Consider the following 16639-nt stretch of genomic DNA (forward strand, 5'->3'; position numbering starts at 1 on the left):
CTCGCGAGGAGGTCTTCGATGTACGGCTACACCCACGACAAGGACAACTACGCCAAGCGACTGCGCCGCATCGAGGGCCAGGTGCGCGGCCTGGCGCGGATGATCGAAGAGGACGAGTACTGCATCGACGTCCTCACCCAGGTCTCGGCGACCACCAAGGCGCTGCAGTCGGTGGCCCTCGGCCTGCTCGACGAACACCTCAAGCACTGCGTGTCCGAGGCGATGACCGAGGGCGGCGAAGAGGCCGACGCCAAGATCCGCGAAGCCAGCGACGCCATCGCCCGCATGGTCAAGTCCTGACCTCTCCCCGGGATCCGCCCCGCGAGTCGCCCGATGGGGACGAGGGCACGCCCGCGCTCGCGACCGCGCGCACGACGCCGAAATCCGTCCCGGAAAAGCGCGGTCGCGAGCGAAATTGAACCCAGAATTCACCGCGCGCTCAGCCCATTGTCTTCCGACGAGCGCACGACCTCTCGTCACCGGATTGCCGGCCCGGAAAATCACCGCAGGTCACGCCGCCTGTAATGCGCGTCACCCATCGTTCTCCTGAAAACCCGGAACAAATCCATCCACCTCATCGCTGGAGCATGCGTCCGAGATCTCCAGAAATCGTGCATGGACTCGTTCCGAAAGGAAACAATGGAAGACGTTGCGGTGCGGACCGCGTCCGCGGACACCGGAACACCGGCGAGCCAGCAGCCGACCGGGTTGCGGCGACTGCGCATCATCGTCGTGCTCGGCGCACTGATCGCCCTGGGCCCACTGACCATCGACATGTACCTGCCCGCGCTGCCGTCCATCGGAGCCGACCTCGGCGCGCCGGACTCGACCGTGCAGCTGACGCTGACCGGAACCCTGATCGGCCTGGGGCTGGGCCAGCTGTTCATCGGGCCGTTCTCCGACGTCGTCGGCCGTCGGCTGCCCTTGATCCTGGGCACAGCGCTGCACGTGGTCGCTTCGCTGGCGTGCCTGGTCGCGCCGAACATCGCGCTGCTGGGCACGCTGCGCGTCGTGCAGGGCGTGGGTTGCGCGGCGGCCATGGTGGTGGCCCTGGCCGTGGTCGGAGACCTGTTCACCGGCCGGGCGGCGGCGACCGCCCTGTCCCGCCTGTTCCTGGTCATGGGCATCGCACCGATCCTGGCCCCGACGCTGGGCGGTGCGGTGCTGCTGTCGTCGAACTGGCGCGGTGTGTTCGGCGTGCTGGCGGTGCTCGGCGTGCTGCTGCTGATCCTCGCGGTGCTGGCGCTGCCCGAGTCGCTGCCGCCCGCACGACGCCAGCAGGCGCGGTTCCGGCCCGTTCTTCGCACCTACGGCAAGCTGCTCGCGGACGGCCAGTTCGTGCTGCTGCTGGTGGTCGCGGCGCTGGCCATGTCAGCGCTGTTCTCCTACGTCTCCGGTTCGTCGTTCGTGCTGCAGCAGCAGTTCGGGCTGGGACAGCAGACCTTCGCGCTGGTGTTCGGCGCCGGGGCGGTCTCGCTGATCGGTGCCTCGCAGATCAACGTCGTGCTGCTCAAGCGCTTCAGCTCACTGCAGATCGTGGCCACCGCGCTGATCGCCGCGACCGCGGCGGCGGTCGTGCTCACCGCGCTGACCGTCACCGACACCGGTGGCCTGCTCGGCTTCATCCTGCCGCTGTGGGCGGTGCTGGGTGCGATGGGCTTCGTGATGCCCAACGCTCCGGCGCTGGCGCTCAACCGCCACGGCGAGACCGCAGGCACCGCTTCGGCACTGCTGGGCGCATGCCAGTTCGGGCTCGGTGCGCTGATCGCTCCGCTGGTCGGCGTGCTGGGCAACGACGGGCCGGCCATGGCGATCATCATGACCGCCGGAGCCGCCATCGCTCTCGTGGCGCTCGGTGCGGTGTTGCGGCTCGATAACCGGACCGTTGCCGCGACCTGACCTCGAACCGGGGTGGTTCGGGGATTAGCATCACGGCTGGGCGGCGGCACGCCGTCCAGCCGTGAAAGGGGCGCGCGATGTCCGAGCCGGAGGAGATCGACCTGAACAAGCCGAACGCGGCGCGGGTCTACGACTACTACCTCGGCGGGGACCACAACTTCGCCGTGGACCGGGCGATGGGCGATGACGCGATCCGGATGTGGCCGGAGCTCCCGCTGATCATGCAGGCCAATCGCGCCTTCTTGCGCCGTGCCGTGCACTACTGCGTCGATCAGGGCATCCGGCAGTTCCTCGACCTGGGCTCCGGGATTCCGACAGTGGGCAACGTGCACGAGGTCGCCCAGCTGGCCGCTCCGGACAGCCGCGTGGTCTACGTCGACACCGATCCGGTCGCCGTGGCCTACAGCAGGACGCTCCTCGAGGGCAACGACCAGGCCAGCATCGTCCGCGCGGACGTGCGCGATCCGGAGGCGGTGTTGAACTCCCCCGAGGTCGCCGAGCAGCTCGACCTCGACGAGCCGGTGGCCTTGATGATGGTGGCGTTGCTGCACTTCGTCGACGACGAAGCCAACCCCCGCGAGGTCATCACCCGCTATCGCGACGCGCTCGCTCCGGGCAGCTACCTGGCGATCTCGCACGCGACCGACGAAGGACGGCCGGACCTCGCCGACGAGCACGCCGACCTCTACCGGAAGCGGACCTCGACCCCGATGACGATGCGCTCGCGGGCCCGGATCAACGAGTTCTTCGAGGGGTTCGAGCTGGTCGAGCCGGGCCTGGTCTACATGCCGCAGTGGCGCCCGGTGTCGCCGTCGGAGATCGACGACAACCCGGAGCGCTTCACCGCCCTGGTCGGGGTCGGTCGCAAGCTATGAGCGGAGGCGCCGCTTGCGACCGGTGACCTTGTTGTAGACCACCAGCACGATCACCGCGCCGATGATCGAACCGATCCAGCCCGCAGGCTGAAAACCGTTGAATCCCACGGTGAAGAACCCGAGCACCCAACCGCCGACGACGGAGCCGGCGATGCCGAGCACGATCGTCATGATCAGCCCGATGTCGTCCTTGCCCGGCACCACGGCGCGAGCGATGAAACCAGCGATCAGGCCGAACACGACCCAGCCAACAATGGTCCAGAACACGGCAATTCCCCGCTTTCCACACGACTACGTCGTAGCCAGCCTACGCCCGCCTGCCCGATCCGTTCGCGGTGATCGTCTTCACCCCGCCGCGACACCGGTCTCGGTCCGAGCGGCATCCGCATCCGGCAGATGACGCTCGGATTCGTCGGCTTTCGAGCGGGACCGCGAACAGCTGCCCGCAGTCCGGCCCAGGTCCGCTGAAAAACCGCGCGCGGCGGTGGAATCGCAAGGACACCGCCACGCCCCGGCGGAACCGCTCAAATGCCCTTCTCGGCCGCCAGGAAACGACCGACGCCCTTCATCGGGAAGGAATCGAGCGACCGACCGTAGCCCTCGGCGACCTCCTCGGCCTCGCGAACCTCGGTGGTCCAGCCGAAACCACCGACGACCTCGGCGGCGCTGCGCCGGTCGTCGGCGTGCAGCAGGTCGCGCATGTCGATGCCCCACTGCTTGCCCAGCTCGACCATCTCCTCGTCCTGGAGCATCTTGCTGAGATCGCTGAAGTCCTCCACCGCCAGGCGGCTCCCGGTCGCGGACAACCGTTCGACGGTCTCCAGCAACCGCTGCTGGGCCGCCGCGGACAGGTACGGCAGCAGCCCTTCGGCCAGCCACGCGGTGGGCGCGGATGAGTCGAATCCCGCCTCGAGCAGCGCGCTTTGCCAGTCCTCCCGCAGGTCGATCGGGATCGCGCGAGGTTCGCAGGAGGCCGTCGCACCCTGCTCTTCGAGCACGGTCTGCTTGAACTCCAGCACCTTCGGCTGGTCGATCTCGTACACGACCGCACCCGCGGGCCAGGCCAGCCGGTACGCCCGGGTGTCCAGGCCGGAGGCGAGGATGACGACCTGCTCGATGCCCGCCTCGCTCGCGGCGGCGAAGAAGTCGTCGAAGTAGCGCGAGCGCACGCCCATGTACTGGTCCATCTCGAGCTGGTTCCAGATCGAGGAGTACTGCTCGGCGAGTTCGTCCACCTCCTGCGGGGTGGTCGGCATCGGAGCCTCGGGCCTGGCCGCCTCGACGAAGGCGGCCGCGTACGGGTCGTGCACCAGTCGGTCTTCGCGGTGCGCCTCGAGCGCCCGAGCCGCGGCCACCGCCAGCGCGGTGATGCCCACGCTGGTCACGATGTCCCATTGCTGGTCAGTTGTCACGCTTGCGCCCCTTTCGAGCCCTGCCGAAACCGCTGGCTGCGCGCCGCGGTCGTCGGTTGCGCACTTCCGATCAAGACGGGCTGAGGCACCCTCAGCACTGTCCGTGACAGTAGCCAGGCTAGTTGCATAACCCAACTAATGGTGCGGTTCGCCACAAAACCCGGCGCGGAAGCGAGACAATGCGGATCTGCCAGGCAATCCCGGCTTCCGGGGCGATCTGCGCGCTAGCGCAGCGGATGCAGCGGCGCGAGCTCCGGTCGATTACGACCCGTGACGATCGAGTCGGCGAGCAGTCGACCGCTGACCGGGCCGAGGGCGATACCCCACATGTTGTGCCCACCGCAGACGTGCACCCGGGGCGAGGTGGTCGGGCCGATCAGCGGCAACCCGTCGGTGGTGCAGGGACGCGCGCCCACCCACTCGTCCTCGCGGTCGTCGAAGTCCACCCCGCGCAGCATCGGGCGCACCGACCCCAGCACGGCGTCCATCCGCCTGCGGTCGAACGGCCTGTCCGGACCGGTGAACTCCATCATCCCGGAGATGCGCAACCGATCCCCCCGCGGCGTGCAAACCGCCTTGCGAGCCGGGAAGTAGGTCGGCCCGCCCGGCAGCGTCGCACCGGAGACGCTGCAGCTGTAGCCGCGACCCGCCTGCACCGGCATCCGCACGCCGAACCGTCGGGCCAGCGGGTTCAACCACGCCCCCGCGGCCAGAACCGCGGTGTCCGCGCGCAATTCGGCACCACCGGCGGTGCGCACGGCCACCGCGTTTCCGAGATCGGCCAGGTCGGTGACCTCGGTGCCCTCCAGGACGGTCCCGCCTTGCGCGCGCACCCGGCCCGCCAGCGCGGCGAGGTAGGCGCCGGGATCGAGGTAGCGCTGCCCGGCCAATCGCAGCCCAGCGCCGGCCTCTTCGGTCAGCGCCGGGTCCAGCGCGCGGGTTTGCGCGCCGGTGAGCAGTTCGTAGTCGACCTCCTGGCCAGCGGCGCGGACCTCGGCCAGCTCCTCGACGATGTGCGCCCGCTGCGCGGCGTCGTCGAAGACGATCAGGAAGCGGTCGGTCGCGCGGGTCGGCTCATCGAGAGCGATGTCGTCGTAGGCCGCCAGGGCTTCGCGGTTGAGCGCGGCCAGCGCGGCCAGCGACACGCGCCAGCGCCGCCGCGTGCAGTTGCTCGCCAGCTGAACGAGGAAGCGAGCGAGCTGCGGGTCCAGCGCCGGGGAGACCGACAACGGCGATTCCGGGGAGAAGAGCTTGCTCAACCCGGTGCGCAGCATCGACGGTTCCGGCAGCGGCACGGCGAAGCACGGCGTCAGCCAGCCCGCGTTTCCCCAGGAGGAACCCGCCGCTACGCCCCGGCGGTCGACCACGGTGACCTCGACCCCGTGGCGTTGCAGGAAGAAGGCGGTGGCCAGGCCGGGCATCCCGGCGCCGACGACGATCGCGCTGCGCGGCTGCTCGAACATACCCGCAGGATCTACCATCGAAGAGTGAACACCAAACGAGAGCGAGAGCGCTCCTAGATTTCAACCGATTGTGCATACTCCCGATATCGTTCGGAGGAGCCCCGAACAGAGGAACCAATCGACGAAGAGGTTGCATAAATGAGCGAGATCCACCTATGTGGGTGATCTCTGGCCGCGAAAATGCCACGGAATAGCGCATAGACTCCGGCGCGTGACTGCACAACCGCATAGCTCGACCGAGGCGTCCCTGCACGACGCGGTGGACACAGCCTTCATCGACTTGCTGACCAGACCGCACGACCCCGCGGACCGAGCCAGGCAGGAGCTCAGCCGAGCCGTCGGACTGCTCGACGAGGACCCCCAGATCGCGATCTCCACCGCCGCGGCCAGCGCCGTGCGCAGTGCGGCACAGCACCTCGCGCAGGGCGAGCGCGGCTACGCCCGGACCGCGCTGGTCGCCGCGCGCAGCGGGCTGGCCGCACCCGGCTCCCGGCTGGGGGAACGCAACACCAGCTGAGCACCGCCGGCCGCGATGCAGCGGCCGGCGGTGTCGTTCGCGCGCACCTGAGCGCCGCCATCGAAGCACCGCGGAACCGCCTGCGGCCTTCGAGGTCAATCCAGTTCGCCGAGGCGTTCCCGGTATTCCTGCGCGCTGAGCTCACCACCGGCGAAGCGTTCGGCCAGGACCGACTTCGCCCGCTCGGTCGCCGACGGGCGCCGCGACCGGCGCAGCATGGTGATGATCGCGGTGACCACCAGTGCGGCGATCAGCGCCAGGAACACCAGGGGGAAGATCCAGAACGGGCCGTCCACGTGCGGACCGTGCCCGGCGGGGCCCCATTCCACGAGAAACTCGGTCATCATCGTCGCCACCTCTCGAAATCACCGGCTGATACCCATCAGCCTCCGCTCCGAGCGGTCCACCGGCGTCGGTCGGCGAGCGACATCTGCACTACCACCGCGTGCGTAGACCGGCGCGGCGCGATACGTTGCCAACCGGACGTAGTCGGCGTTCATCCCGGTTTGCCACGCAGTTCGTTGTACCCACCTGCGCACGCGCGGTTCCGTGGAAACGGGCCCGCTCGGGCAAGCAGAGGAGAGCAATCGTGGAAACTGAGATCACCGGACCGAAACCGATGCTGGCGGGACGCCGGGGCCCGGGCCCGCAGGTGGCCGTTTACGTGTTCATCCTCGGACCGTTCCTCGCCCTGCTCGCGGCCGTGCCGCTGTCCTGGGGATGGGGCCTGCGCTGGTGGGACGCCGCGCTGGCGGCGGGCTTGTTCGTGCTGACCATCCTGAGCGTGACCGTCGGGTACCACCGGTACTTCACCCACGGCGCCTTCCGGGCCAAGCGGTGGATGCGCATCACGCTGGCGGTGGCGGCGAGCATGGCGGTGCAGGGGCCGATCATGCACTGGGTGGCCGATCACCGGCGCCACCACGCCTTCTCGGACCGGGAGGGCGACCCGCACTCCCCGTGGGCGTTCGGCACCACGCCTGCCGCGCTGGCGCGCGGGTTCTGGCACGCGCACATGGGATGGGTCTTCGAGCGCGATCTGACCAACCAGCAGCGCTTCGCTCCCGATCTCCTGGCCGACCGCGACATCCGGCTGGTGCACCGGCTTTTCGGTCCGCTGACGCTGCTCACCTTCGTCCTGCCCGCGCTGATGGGCTGGGCCATCACCGGGACCGCCTGGGGCGCGTTCACCGCGTTCTTCTGGGCCGGGCTCGTCCGCGTGGCGTTCGCCCATCACGTCACCTGGTCGGTCAACTCCATCTGCCACCTGGTCGGCGAACGGCCGTTCCGCAGCCGGGACAAGGCCGCCAACTTCTGGCCGCTTGCCATCCTGAGCATGGGAGAGTCCTGGCACAACCTGCACCACGCCGATCCCACCTGCGCCCGGCACGGGGTCAAACCCGGCCAGATCGACATCTCCGCCCGCACCATCTGGCTGTTCGAGAAGCTCGGGTGGGTCTACAACGTCCGCTGGCCAACGCCGCAGCGCGTCTCCCGGCTCAGCACCGAGGACTGAGCGTCCGCCGAGCTCCCGCAGCCCTCAGCGGCGGGAGTTGGCGCAGCGGATGCAGGTCGTGGCAGCGGGCAGCGCCGCCAGGCGTTCCTGGGAGATGCGCTTGCCGCAGTTCTCGCAGGTGCCGTAGGTGCCCTTGGCCAGCCGCTCGTCGGCGTGGTCGAGGGCCTCGAGCTCGCTCTTGGCATCGCTGAGCAGCCCCTGGGTCTGGGCGCGCTCGTAGGCGATGGTCACGCCCTCGGGGTCGTGCTCATCATCGTTGGTGGTCCAGGCAGCGGACTCGACGATGGACGCGAGGTGGCGCTGCAACGACTCGATGCGCTGCTCCACCCGCTCGCGTTCCTCGGCGACCATCCGCTCCGGCGACTTGCGCGCCATGCCGTGACCAACACCACCGGACGCGGAGCTATTCCCGGTCGGGCCCCGCGCTCACCGGTTCGGGGGTAGCGGGACCTTCCGGCTTGCGGTTCCGGCAGCCTTGCGGTTCCGGGAGCGCAGCAGGCTGGCGACCGCGGGCACGGCCAAGGTCAGCACGATGAACCCCAGCGAGGTTGCGATGCCGATGTGCGGGGCGCCGCGCTTGATCTCCTCGATGTGCGAGCCGTGCAGCGCCTCCACGTGGGGCTTCGCGCCGATGAAGCCGAGAATCACCGCGAGCCCGTGGCCGAGGTAGCTGAGCCGCCCTCCGATGACGAAGTGGAGCTGGAGGTTGACCACCGGCGGGCTGTACTCGGTGATGTAACCGACGAAGAACTGCGCACCGCTAACGAACCGGCGAAGGCGTAGGGCAGTCCGCCGAAGATCGCGGCGAGCGCGACGTAGCCCACCACCCACGACCCGGGCTCGCGTATCCCGGCCTCGTGCGGCCGCCTGCCGACGACGACCAGGTCGGTCACGACCAGGCCGGACAGCGCGACCAGGATCACCGCCCACACCCGCATCGGGAAGCCCAGCTACGTCTGCGCGGCATCGTCCGTTCGAAACGCAGAACACCGCATGTACGACCCCGTTCAATCCTGCCAATGCGATGAGTTCGACCAAATCGGACAGGAATTCACGCCGAACGGAGGACTGGACGGCCGCGAGGACGCGTTTCATCGCGCTTCGACCGAATTGCGCTCACCGCACCGGTTCATCGCATCGTCCACATGGGGTTTGCTGAATCGTCTGCCTCCGGCCGCACCGAGTCGAGATCATCCGGGTTTGACGTTAGCGTTGCGAACCACCTGCCGAAAAGCTCGGTCACCCGGACGCGGCGGAACCCGGCGGCCAGCCCGAGGGCCTCGATGGCCTCGGCACCGACGACGGCCCACCGGAAGACCGCACCGCCGCGTCCGGCGCGCACCACGCGCGCACCACCGATCCAGACCCCGGCACCGGGCGGTTCGACCTCCACCCACGCCACCCCTCCGGGACGCAGGAGTCCGCGCACTCGCCGCAGCAGCGCTGCCGGATCGCCACCGATGCCGATGTTCCCGTCGATGAGCAGAGCTTCCCGCCAGTCGCCCGCACCGGGCAGCGCGGCGAAGACGTCGCGGCGCAACGCGGGCCCGTTGCGCCCGTTGGTCAGGCGCACCGCCAAGGGCGAAGTGTCGATGCCGAGTGCGACGACCCCGCGCGCCGCCAGTTCGCCGGTGAGCCTGCCCGGACCGCAACCGATGTCGAGAGTGGGGCCAGCGCAGGTGTCCAGCAGCGCCCGATCGGCCTCATCGGGCTCGTCGCACCACCGCTCTCCGCGCAGGGCGCGCGAACGTCCGTCGGAGGTTTCCAGGACACCGGAAGCGCCGTACAGCACGTCGAACTCACGGCTCATCGGAGCCCTCCGAGCGCGGCGGCGAATCGGCCGCGCGGGGCCAGGGCGCTGACGGCGCGCGCATCGGCGATGGTGTCCACATCGGTCATTTCGCGGAGCTCGTGGACCCGCAATCCGTTGTCCGCCAGCGCTTTGCGAGTGCGGTCTCCGGTATCGCCCAGGGAGGTGGGCACGTCGGCGAGCAGCGCGGCCGCGCGCGGATCGGGAAACCCGATGGCCCACCACCCGCCGTCGTCTGCGGGGCCGAACACGGCCTCGGTGCGTTCCAGCCCGGCACAGGCCTCGGTGAGCACCTCGGGGGTGAGCTGCGGGGTGTCCATGCCGATCTGCAACACCGGTCGTCCCGGAAACCGCGCGGCGGCGTCCGCGTGGGCAGCGGCCAGTCGTGCGGGAAACCCGTTGCCGCGCTGCTCGATCACCAGGCATTCCCGCAACTGCGAACGGAGCTCGACGGAGCGCCGAGCCGCGTCGAGCGAGCCGGTCATCGCGACGACCGGGCGAACCCCCGGCGTGGCGCGCACGGCCTCGAGAGTGTCCAGCAGGCAGGCCGCGGCGATGTCGGCGGCCCGTTCGGGCGTGGCGGGTGGGCACAGCCGGGTCTTGACCTGCCCCGGCACCGGAGACTTGGCCACCACCAGCAGCGCGGTCATCGCAGCACTCCTGCCATCCCGCGGGCGGCGCGCAACGTCCCGCGCACCGAACCGGACACCTTGGACCGGGTGCCAGCCGCTCGCGAGCGGTACGAGACGTCGAGCTCGGCGACCGTCCAGCCCGCCGCAGCCGCCTTGCACAGCAGCTCGAGCGGGTAACCGAAGGCGCGGTCCTCGATGCCCAGCCCCAGCAGCTCAACCCGCCGGGCGGCGCGCATCGGAGCGATGTCGTGGACCGCTAGCCCGCGTCGGCGGACGAGTGCGGCGATCAGCGCGTTGCCCGCCCTGGCGTGCCAGGGCCAAACCGCAGCCGAAACCGGCACTCGCCGCCCGGTACCGAGGTCCGCTCCGCGGCGCACCTGCTCGACCAGGGGCGGCAGCTCCTGCGGATCCAGCGACCCGTCGCAATCCAGGAAGGCCACCAACTCGCTCGTCGCGGCCTCCAGGCCGGTGTGCACGGCGGCTCCGTAACCGGGTCGCGGTTCGTGCACCACGCGAGCACCGTGTCGCTCGGCGATTCCGGCCGATCCGTCGCGCGATCCGTTGTCCACGACCAGGGCGCGGTAACCGGGCGGCAGGGCGGCGAGCACTCCGGGCAGGGCGGCCGCCTCGTCCAGGCAGGGCAGCACCACGTCGACTTGTTCCACACCGCCATGCAAGCGCACCGCCGCGAGACCGAAAAGCTCTGCGGTGCTTACCGAATCATTACGGCACAGGAATCTTACGGAGTTCTGACGGATCGCGGTGCGCGGTTGGCGGGCCGCACCGGCCGGACTACCTTGACGCCGGTGTCATCCTCGCTCCGCCGAGCCGGTCTGCCCGCGTTCCTGCTCGCCGTTCTGATCATCGCCGCCACCGCTGCGGCTGGATTCCTCGCGAACCGGGCCGGTGCGCCCTTGTTCGCCGACGCCGCACCGATCTTCGGTTTCTGGTACCCGCGCGCGGGGGTGGGCACTCCCCTGGCATTGCTGGTCGCCATCACCGTCATCACCTGGGGACCGTCGAGCGCACTGCCCTGGCGCGTCCTGCTCGCGGCCGGTTACGTGGCCTCGGTGGCCTGGATGCTGTCGCTGGCCCTCATCGACGGCTGGCACGCGGGGGTGGTCGCGCGCCTGACCGACTGGCCCGAATACCTCCACGACGTGCCCCGGGTGCACGACATCGGGACCACCCTCGCCACCTTCACCGATCACATCCTGGCAGGACAACCCGATTCGTGGACGGTGCACGTCTCCGGGCACCCGCCGGGCACGCTGCTGTTCTACGTGTGGCTCGAGCGGCTCGGACTCGGCGGTGGCACCTGGGCGGCCGTGGTCACGCTGCTGGTCGCCGCGCTGGTGGCGGTCGCGGTGCCGATGACCGCGCGGGCGCTGCGCGACGAGGCCGCGGGACGTGCCGTGATGCCGTTCGCGGTGCTGCTTCCCGGGGCGGTGTGGGCCGGAGTATCGGCCGACGGGATGTTCGCCGGGGTGACGGCCACCGGCGTCGCGCTGCTGGCGATCAACCGCGGCCGCTGGTGGCCCGCTCTGGCCGGTGGAGCACTGCTCGGGTTCGGGCTGTTCCTCAGCTACGGGCTGACGTTGATGCTGCCGGTGGTGCTGGCGGTGCTGCTGCGCACTCGAGACTGGAGGGCACTGCTGTTCGCCGGGCTGAGCACAGCGGCGGTGCTGGCGGCGTTCGCCGCGGCCGGTTTCTGGTGGCTCGACGGATATCACCTCGTCGTGCAGCGTTATCACCAGGGCGAATTCGCCAACCGGCCCTACGCTTATTGGGTGTTCGGCAATCTCGGAGCGTTTCTGCTGTCGGCCGGCCCGTTGGCGGTGGCCGCCGTGCAACGCGGTCTGCGGAACCGCGGCGCCCTGGGGTGGCTGGTGCTCGCCGCCGCGGCGTCGGTGCTGATCGCGGACCTGTCCGGGCTGAGCAAGGCCGAGGTGGAGAGGATCTGGTTGCCGTTCGCGGTGTGGTTCGCCGTCGGTGGCGCGTTGCTCCCGCGTGGCGCACATCGCTGGTGGCTGAGCCTGCAAGCGGTGACCGCGCTGGCGGTGAACCACTTGATCGCGACGAACTGGTGAGCGGGATGCGAGACAGCAGGGTGCTGGTCGTCGACGACGACCACGCGGTGCGCGACGTGGTGCGCCGCTACCTGGAGCGCGCCGGCTACGTGGTGGACCTGGCCGACGATGGGGAGTCCGCGCTGCGGTGCCACGCCGAACGGCGCCCGGACCTGGTCGTGCTGGACCTGATGCTGCCCGGCATCGGCGGGCTGGAGGTGTGCGAGCGGATCCGGAAGCGAGGGCCGGTACCGGTCGTGATGCTCACCGCGCTCGGCGAGGAATCCGATCGCGTGCTGGGCCTGGAGCTGGGTGCCGACGACTACGTGGTCAAACCGTTCAGCCCGCGCGAACTGGTGCTGCGCGTCAACTCGGTGCTGCGCCGCGCTACCAACGCTCCCCCGCCGCCGCAGGAACCCCTCGTGGACGGCTCGCTGGTGCTCGATCCGGGCGCGCGGCGGTGCACGCTCGACGAGGTGGAGCTGTCGTTGACCACCCGCGAGTTCGACCTGCTGGCGTTCCTGCTGCGCAATCCCAAGCGGGCGTTCTCCCGCGCCGAGCTGCTGGAATCGGTTTGGGGCTGGGACTTCGGCGACCAATCCACTGTCACCGTCCACATGAGGCGGTTGCGGGAGAAGATCGAGCCCAGCCCGGACCGGCCCGACCGGATCAGCACCGTGTGGGGCGTGGGCTACCGCTACGACCCGGAGGGCGACCGATGGACGTCCTGACCGAGCTCACCCACGTCGCCCCCTACGCGATCGGGCTGTCGCTGCCGGTGGCGCTGCTGGGCGCGGGACTGCTGTACCTGCTGCGCCAGCGGTCGCTGGCGACCGCGCTGACGGTGCTGGTGCTGGTGCCGCTGCTGGCCACGCTGGCCGGTGTGCTGGGTGTCACCGGGTTCATGTTCGGCCCGCTGCTGACCACCGTGGTGGTCATCTGCACCGCGGTCGGCGTGATCACGGTGCCGGTGGCGGTGGTGCTCGGCCGCAACATCGCGCGCCGGAGCGTGTGGGAGCGCGAGGCGCGTGCGCGCGAACGCCAGGCCGAGGCCTCGCGCCGCGAGCTGGTCGCCTGGATCAGCCACGACCTGCGCACTCCGCTGGCGGGCATCCGCGCGATGGCCGAGGCGCTCTCCGACGGCGTGGTCGACGAGCCCGGCGAGGTCTGCGCCTACGCCGACCGCATCCGAGACGAGACCGGCAGGCTCTCGCGGATGGTGGACGACCTCTTCGAGCTCTCCCGGATCACCGCGGGCGCGCTGCAGCTGGAGTTCTCCACGGTTCCGCTGCGCGACGTGGTCAGCGAGGCGATCGCGGCCGAGCACCCGCGGGCCCAGCGCCGGGGCGTGCGGCTGCGCACCGACACCAGCGAGTGGCCAGTGGTCACCGGCAGCGATCCGGAACTGGCGCGGGTGGTGCGCAACCTGCTGTCCAACGCCATCCGCCACACCCCGGCGGAGGGAACGGTGGTGCTCACTGCGGGGGTGGACGACGGCAGAGCCTGGTTGCGGGTCGACGACGCCTGCGGCGGTATCGACCCGCAGGACCTGGACCGCGTGTTCGAAGTCGCCTACCGGGGAAATCGGGCCCGCGACGACGAGGGCGGCGGGCTCGGGCTGGCGATCGCGCAAGGGCTGGTGCAGGCGCACGACGGCACGATCCGGGCCGCCAATCGCGGCGCGGGCTGCCGCTTCGAGGTCCGGTTACCGCTGGCCGAGCGCAGCGGCCTCGCGTAGCGGCGCGCTGGCGAATGCGGCCACCCCGTCGGCGAAATCGACCCGAGCGCGAAACCCCAGGACGCGCTCGGCCTTGGCCGGGTCGGCCACGATGTGCCGCACGTCGCCGCTGCGCGCTCCGCCCGCGATGACCGGATCCGGGCCGCCGCAGGACTCGGCGAGCGCATCGGCGAGGTCACCGATGGTGCGCGGCTGCCCGGAGCAGATGTTGACCGCCTCGAACCCGCCCGGCGGTTCGGTCTCCGCGGCGGCCAGATTCGCCGCTGCCACGTCGCCGACGTGCACGAAATCCCGGCGTTGCCGCCCGTCTTCGAGCACCACGGGCGCCTCCCCGCGATGCAGCGCGGAGCGGAACAGCGAAGCGACCCCCGCGTAGGGCGTGCCGCTGGGCATCCAGGGGCCGTAGACGTTGTGATACCGCAGCGCCCACGCGCGACCGCCCGTTTGCCGCGCCCACGCGGCCACGAGGTGTTCCTGCGCGAGCTTGGTGGCCGCGTAGGTGCTGCGCGGGTCCGGCGCGGCGTCCTCGGGTACCGGTTCCGATTCCGGTGCGCGTCCGCATTCCGGGCAGCGCGGCTCGAAGCGGCCCGCATCGATGTCCGCAGCGCTGCGGGCCGCGGGGCGCACGAGCCCGTGGCCGGGGCAGCGGTAACGGCCTTCGCCGTAGATCACCATCGAGGAGGCCAGCACGAGCCGCGAGACGCCGGTTTCGTGCATGGCGGCGAGCAGGACCGCGGTGGCGTGATCGTTGTTGGCCGTGTAGCCGGGCATGTCGCCGGGATCGACGCCATGGCCGACCATCGCCGCCTGGTGGCAGACCACGTCGACCCCGCGCAGCACGCGGCGCAGCAGGTCGCCGTCGCGGACATCACCGCGCACGAGAGATCGGTCGACCTCGGTCTCGACCCCGTGCGCCTGCGGCAGCAACGCGTCGAGGCGCACGGTCTCGTGACCGTGCTCGGTCAGGGTCCGGGCCACGGCCGACCCGATGAATCCGGCCGCGCCGGTCAGCAGTACTCGCATGACACCGACGCTAGGCACGTGTTGAGCCGGATGGACCCGCGCGCAGCGGGATGTCATCGTTTCACAAGAACTTTCGAGTCCCTTACCGATGCGGCCCGCCTGTGGCGTCCGGAGCCCGGGCGGCGTGTGATGGCGGTATGACGTCTCAACCGCGCGGCCGGGCGGCCGCGATCGGGCTTCTGTCAGCGGCGGCCGCGCTGGCCGCCGGGCACTTCGCCGCCGCGCTCGGTGATCCGCGCACTTCACCACCGGTGGCCGTCGGCGGTGCGGTGATCGACCTGGCTCCTGCGTGGGTCAAGGAGTTCGCGGTCGCGGTGTTCGGCACCGCCGACAAGATCGCCCTCCTCGTCGGGATGCTGCTGGTGGTCGCCGCGCTCGCCGTCGGAGCCGGACTGCTGTCCTGGTTGCGCTGGTGGCCGGGTGCGCTGGTGATCGCAGCGTTCGGGGTGGTCGGGCTAGCGGCGGCGGCCACCCGGGCAGGCGGTGGGGTGCTCCCGGCGCTGGTGTCGCTGGTCGTGGGTGTCGGCGCCTTCGGGCTGCTTTGGTGGATCGCCGCGCGGCCGGATCGCGCTGAGCAGCAACTCGCTCCGGCTTCCAGCGGCTGGGCCCGGCGCCGGTTCCTGGCCACCTCCGGTCTGGTCGTGGTCGGCTCGGGCCTGGCCGCGGCGGGTGGCAGCGTCTTGTCGCGGGGTTCGGGAGCGGTGTCCTCGCGAGCCGAGGTGGCCTCGCGGCTGCCACGTGTGCCCCTGCCCGCGATCCCGTCCGGTGCGGATTTCGCCGCTTCGGGCACGCCGACCTTCCTGACCGCCAACCGCGACTTCTACCGCATCGACACTGCCCTGGTCGTGCCACAGCTCAGCGCCGAGGACTGGCGGCTGCGGGTGCACGGCATGGTCGGCACCGAGCTCGACCTGAGCTTCGACGACCTGCTCCACCGACGGCTGGAGGCGCGCGCGATCACGCTCGCCTGCGTGTCCAACCCGATCGGCGGCGACCTGATCTCCACCGCGAACTTCGTCGGCGTACCGGTCCGCGACCTGCTCCTCGAAGCCGGGGTCCGACCGGGAGCGCAGCAACTGCTGACCCGCAGCTCGGACGGCTACACCGCAGGCACACCGCTGGACGTGCTGCTCGAACCGGATCGCGGCGCGCTGCTCGCCTTCGAGATGAACGGGCGGCCGCTGCCCGCTGAGCACGGATTCCCGGTGCGGATGGTCGTGCCCGGCCTCTACGGCTACGTCTCGGCGACGAAGTGGCTGGTCGACGCGAAGGTCACCACGTTCGCCGAGCAGCACTACTGGCAGCGGCGCGGCTGGGCCCGCGACGCCCCGATCAAGCCCCAGTCGCGCATCGACCGCCCGCGACCGAACTCCTCGGTGCCTGCCGGGACGGTGACCGTGGCCGGGATCGCGTGGGCTCAGCCCACCGGGATCCGGGCGGTGCAGGTCAGCGCCGACGGCGGCCCCTGGCAGAACACCGAGCTCACCACCGAGGTCAGTCGCGATACCTGGCGCATGTGGCGCGCCCGGCTCGAACTGGAACCCGGTGATCACGTGGTGCGCTGCCGCGCGATCGACAGCACCGGCGCCGCGCAGACCGACGTCGTGCAGGGCGTGCTGCCCGACGGGGCGACCGGGCTGCACGAGCTCCGCTTGCGGTGCACGTGATCGGCGTCACTTCCACGG

General features: G+C 70.5%; 19 protein-coding genes. 9 read left to right on the plus strand and 10 right to left on the minus strand.

What is annotated here, in order from left to right; translation table 11 throughout:
• Positions 1–18: 18 nt before the first annotated feature.
• The 3 genes from ABD289_RS23565 (at position 19) to ABD289_RS23575 (ending at position 2774) form a co-directional block, all read left to right on the plus strand.
• Positions 19–300, plus strand: coding sequence for a metal-sensitive transcriptional regulator (locus ABD289_RS23565; protein WP_344137195.1), 282 nt, complete (start codon positions 19–21; stop codon positions 298–300).
• 339 nt (positions 301–639) lie between these two features.
• Positions 640–1899: a multidrug effflux MFS transporter gene (locus ABD289_RS23570; RefSeq protein WP_344137198.1), complete on the plus strand. Its 1260-nt coding sequence runs from the start codon at positions 640–642 to the stop codon at positions 1897–1899.
• A 77-nt stretch (positions 1900–1976) separates the two neighbouring features.
• Positions 1977–2774 carry an SAM-dependent methyltransferase gene (locus ABD289_RS23575; protein WP_344137201.1) on the plus strand — a complete coding sequence of 266 codons (798 nt, stop codon included), beginning with the start codon at positions 1977–1979 and terminating at the stop codon, positions 2772–2774.
• Here the strand turns inward: ABD289_RS23575 and ABD289_RS23580 are convergent.
• From ABD289_RS23580 to ABD289_RS23590, 3 genes are all read right to left on the minus strand, one after another.
• The gene (locus ABD289_RS23580) at positions 2769–3041 is read right to left on the minus strand and encodes a GlsB/YeaQ/YmgE family stress response membrane protein (RefSeq protein ID WP_344137204.1); all 273 of its coding nucleotides are present in this window, start codon (positions 3039–3041) and stop codon (positions 2769–2771) included. The genes ABD289_RS23575 and ABD289_RS23580 overlap by 6 nt on opposite strands.
• A 257-nt stretch (positions 3042–3298) precedes the next feature.
• Positions 3299–4186: an SAM-dependent methyltransferase gene (locus ABD289_RS23585; RefSeq protein WP_344137207.1), complete on the minus strand. Its 888-nt coding sequence runs from the start codon at positions 4184–4186 to the stop codon at positions 3299–3301.
• 224 nt (positions 4187–4410) lie between these two features.
• Entirely contained in the window at positions 4411–5649 is a 1239-nt protein-coding gene (locus ABD289_RS23590; RefSeq protein ID WP_344137210.1) for an NAD(P)/FAD-dependent oxidoreductase, read from the minus strand.
• A gap of 211 nt (positions 5650–5860) precedes the next feature.
• Between ABD289_RS23590 and ABD289_RS23595 the strand changes: the two genes are divergently transcribed.
• A complete protein-coding gene (locus tag ABD289_RS23595; RefSeq protein WP_344137213.1) occupies positions 5861–6166 on the plus strand; it encodes a hypothetical protein in 306 nt (101 codons plus the stop codon).
• 95 nt (positions 6167–6261) lie between these two features.
• Here ABD289_RS23595 and ABD289_RS23600 read toward each other — a convergent pair whose 3' ends face one another.
• Positions 6262–6513 carry an SHOCT domain-containing protein gene (locus tag ABD289_RS23600; protein ID WP_344137215.1) on the minus strand — a complete coding sequence of 84 codons (252 nt, stop codon included), beginning with the start codon at positions 6511–6513 and terminating at the stop codon, positions 6262–6264.
• 272 nt (positions 6514–6785) lie between these two features.
• Here ABD289_RS23600 and ABD289_RS23605 point away from each other — a divergent pair, with 272 nt between their 5' ends.
• Entirely contained in the window at positions 6786–7682 is an 897-nt protein-coding gene (locus ABD289_RS23605; protein ID WP_344137387.1) for an acyl-CoA desaturase, read from the plus strand.
• Between the two features lie 24 nt (positions 7683–7706).
• Here ABD289_RS23605 and ABD289_RS23610 read toward each other — a convergent pair whose 3' ends face one another.
• From ABD289_RS23610 to ABD289_RS23630, 5 genes are all read right to left on the minus strand, one after another.
• Positions 7707–8057: a TraR/DksA C4-type zinc finger protein gene (locus tag ABD289_RS23610; RefSeq protein ID WP_344137218.1), complete on the minus strand. Its 351-nt coding sequence runs from the start codon at positions 8055–8057 to the stop codon at positions 7707–7709.
• 51 nt (positions 8058–8108) lie between these two features.
• Complete coding sequence (locus ABD289_RS23615) at positions 8109–8396, minus strand: hypothetical protein (RefSeq protein WP_344137221.1); 288 nt, start codon at positions 8394–8396, stop codon at positions 8109–8111.
• Positions 8397–8811: 415 nt separating this feature from the next.
• Positions 8812–9492 carry a methyltransferase domain-containing protein gene (locus ABD289_RS23620; protein ID WP_344137224.1) on the minus strand — a complete coding sequence of 227 codons (681 nt, stop codon included), beginning with the start codon at positions 9490–9492 and terminating at the stop codon, positions 8812–8814.
• Entirely contained in the window at positions 9489–10142 is a 654-nt protein-coding gene (locus ABD289_RS23625) for a TIGR04282 family arsenosugar biosynthesis glycosyltransferase (protein ID WP_344137227.1), read from the minus strand. The genes ABD289_RS23620 and ABD289_RS23625 overlap by 4 nt, the downstream gene beginning before the upstream one ends.
• Positions 10139–10789 carry a glycosyltransferase family 2 protein gene (locus ABD289_RS23630; protein ID WP_344137230.1) on the minus strand — a complete coding sequence of 217 codons (651 nt, stop codon included), beginning with the start codon at positions 10787–10789 and terminating at the stop codon, positions 10139–10141. The genes ABD289_RS23625 and ABD289_RS23630 overlap by 4 nt, the downstream gene beginning before the upstream one ends.
• Before the next feature lie 141 nt (positions 10790–10930).
• On the opposite strand from ABD289_RS23630, the gene ABD289_RS23635 reads away from it, so the two are divergent.
• From ABD289_RS23635 to ABD289_RS23645, 3 genes are read left to right on the plus strand one after another with little or no spacing between them, the layout of a single operon-like run.
• Complete coding sequence (locus tag ABD289_RS23635) at positions 10931–12214, plus strand: hypothetical protein (protein WP_344137233.1); 1284 nt, start codon at positions 10931–10933, stop codon at positions 12212–12214.
• Positions 12215–12219: 5 nt separating this feature from the next.
• The gene (locus tag ABD289_RS23640) at positions 12220–12924 is read left to right on the plus strand and encodes a response regulator transcription factor (protein ID WP_344137236.1); all 705 of its coding nucleotides are present in this window, start codon (positions 12220–12222) and stop codon (positions 12922–12924) included.
• Entirely contained in the window at positions 12912–13931 is a 1020-nt protein-coding gene (locus tag ABD289_RS23645; RefSeq protein ID WP_344137239.1) for a sensor histidine kinase, read from the plus strand. Before ABD289_RS23640 ends, ABD289_RS23645 begins: the two co-directional genes overlap by 13 nt.
• Here the strand turns inward: ABD289_RS23645 and ABD289_RS23650 are convergent.
• Entirely contained in the window at positions 13899–14954 is a 1056-nt protein-coding gene (locus tag ABD289_RS23650) for an NAD-dependent epimerase/dehydratase family protein (protein WP_344137242.1), read from the minus strand. The genes ABD289_RS23645 and ABD289_RS23650 overlap by 33 nt on opposite strands.
• A 137-nt stretch (positions 14955–15091) precedes the next feature.
• Between ABD289_RS23650 and ABD289_RS23655 the strand changes: the two genes are divergently transcribed.
• Positions 15092–16621, plus strand: a complete 1530-nt coding sequence (locus ABD289_RS23655) for a molybdopterin-dependent oxidoreductase (protein ID WP_344137245.1) — start codon at positions 15092–15094, stop codon at positions 16619–16621.
• Positions 16622–16639 lie beyond the last annotated feature (18 nt).

It is taken from the genome of Saccharopolyspora halophila, from assembly GCF_039531955.1.
Taxonomy (GTDB): Bacteria; Actinomycetota; Actinomycetes; order Mycobacteriales; family Pseudonocardiaceae; genus Saccharopolyspora; species Saccharopolyspora halophila.

Coding starts and splice junctions, on each gene's coding strand:
- ABD289_RS23600 (WP_344137215.1), bottom strand. CDS start 6,513: ATGATGACCGAGTTTCTCGTGGAATGGGGCCCCGCCGGGCACGGTCCG.
- ABD289_RS23575 (WP_344137201.1), top strand. CDS start 1,977: ATGTCCGAGCCGGAGGAGATCGACCTGAACAAGCCGAACGCGGCGCGG.
- ABD289_RS23655 (WP_344137245.1), top strand. CDS start 15,092: ATGACGTCTCAACCGCGCGGCCGGGCGGCCGCGATCGGGCTTCTGTCA.
- ABD289_RS23605 (WP_344137387.1), top strand. CDS start 6,786: ATGCTGGCGGGACGCCGGGGCCCGGGCCCGCAGGTGGCCGTTTACGTG.
- ABD289_RS23645 (WP_344137239.1), top strand. CDS start 12,912: ATGGACGTCCTGACCGAGCTCACCCACGTCGCCCCCTACGCGATCGGG.
- ABD289_RS23610 (WP_344137218.1), bottom strand. CDS start 8,057: ATGGCGCGCAAGTCGCCGGAGCGGATGGTCGCCGAGGAACGCGAGCGG.
- ABD289_RS23640 (WP_344137236.1), top strand. CDS start 12,220: ATGCGAGACAGCAGGGTGCTGGTCGTCGACGACGACCACGCGGTGCGC.
- ABD289_RS23650 (WP_344137242.1), bottom strand. CDS start 14,954: ATGCGAGTACTGCTGACCGGCGCGGCCGGATTCATCGGGTCGGCCGTG.
- ABD289_RS23625 (WP_344137227.1), bottom strand. CDS start 10,142: ATGACCGCGCTGCTGGTGGTGGCCAAGTCTCCGGTGCCGGGGCAGGTC.
- ABD289_RS23565 (WP_344137195.1), top strand. CDS start 19: ATGTACGGCTACACCCACGACAAGGACAACTACGCCAAGCGACTGCGC.
- ABD289_RS23590 (WP_344137210.1), bottom strand. CDS start 5,649: ATGTTCGAGCAGCCGCGCAGCGCGATCGTCGTCGGCGCCGGGATGCCC.
- ABD289_RS23620 (WP_344137224.1), bottom strand. CDS start 9,492: ATGAGCCGTGAGTTCGACGTGCTGTACGGCGCTTCCGGTGTCCTGGAA.
- ABD289_RS23570 (WP_344137198.1), top strand. CDS start 640: ATGGAAGACGTTGCGGTGCGGACCGCGTCCGCGGACACCGGAACACCG.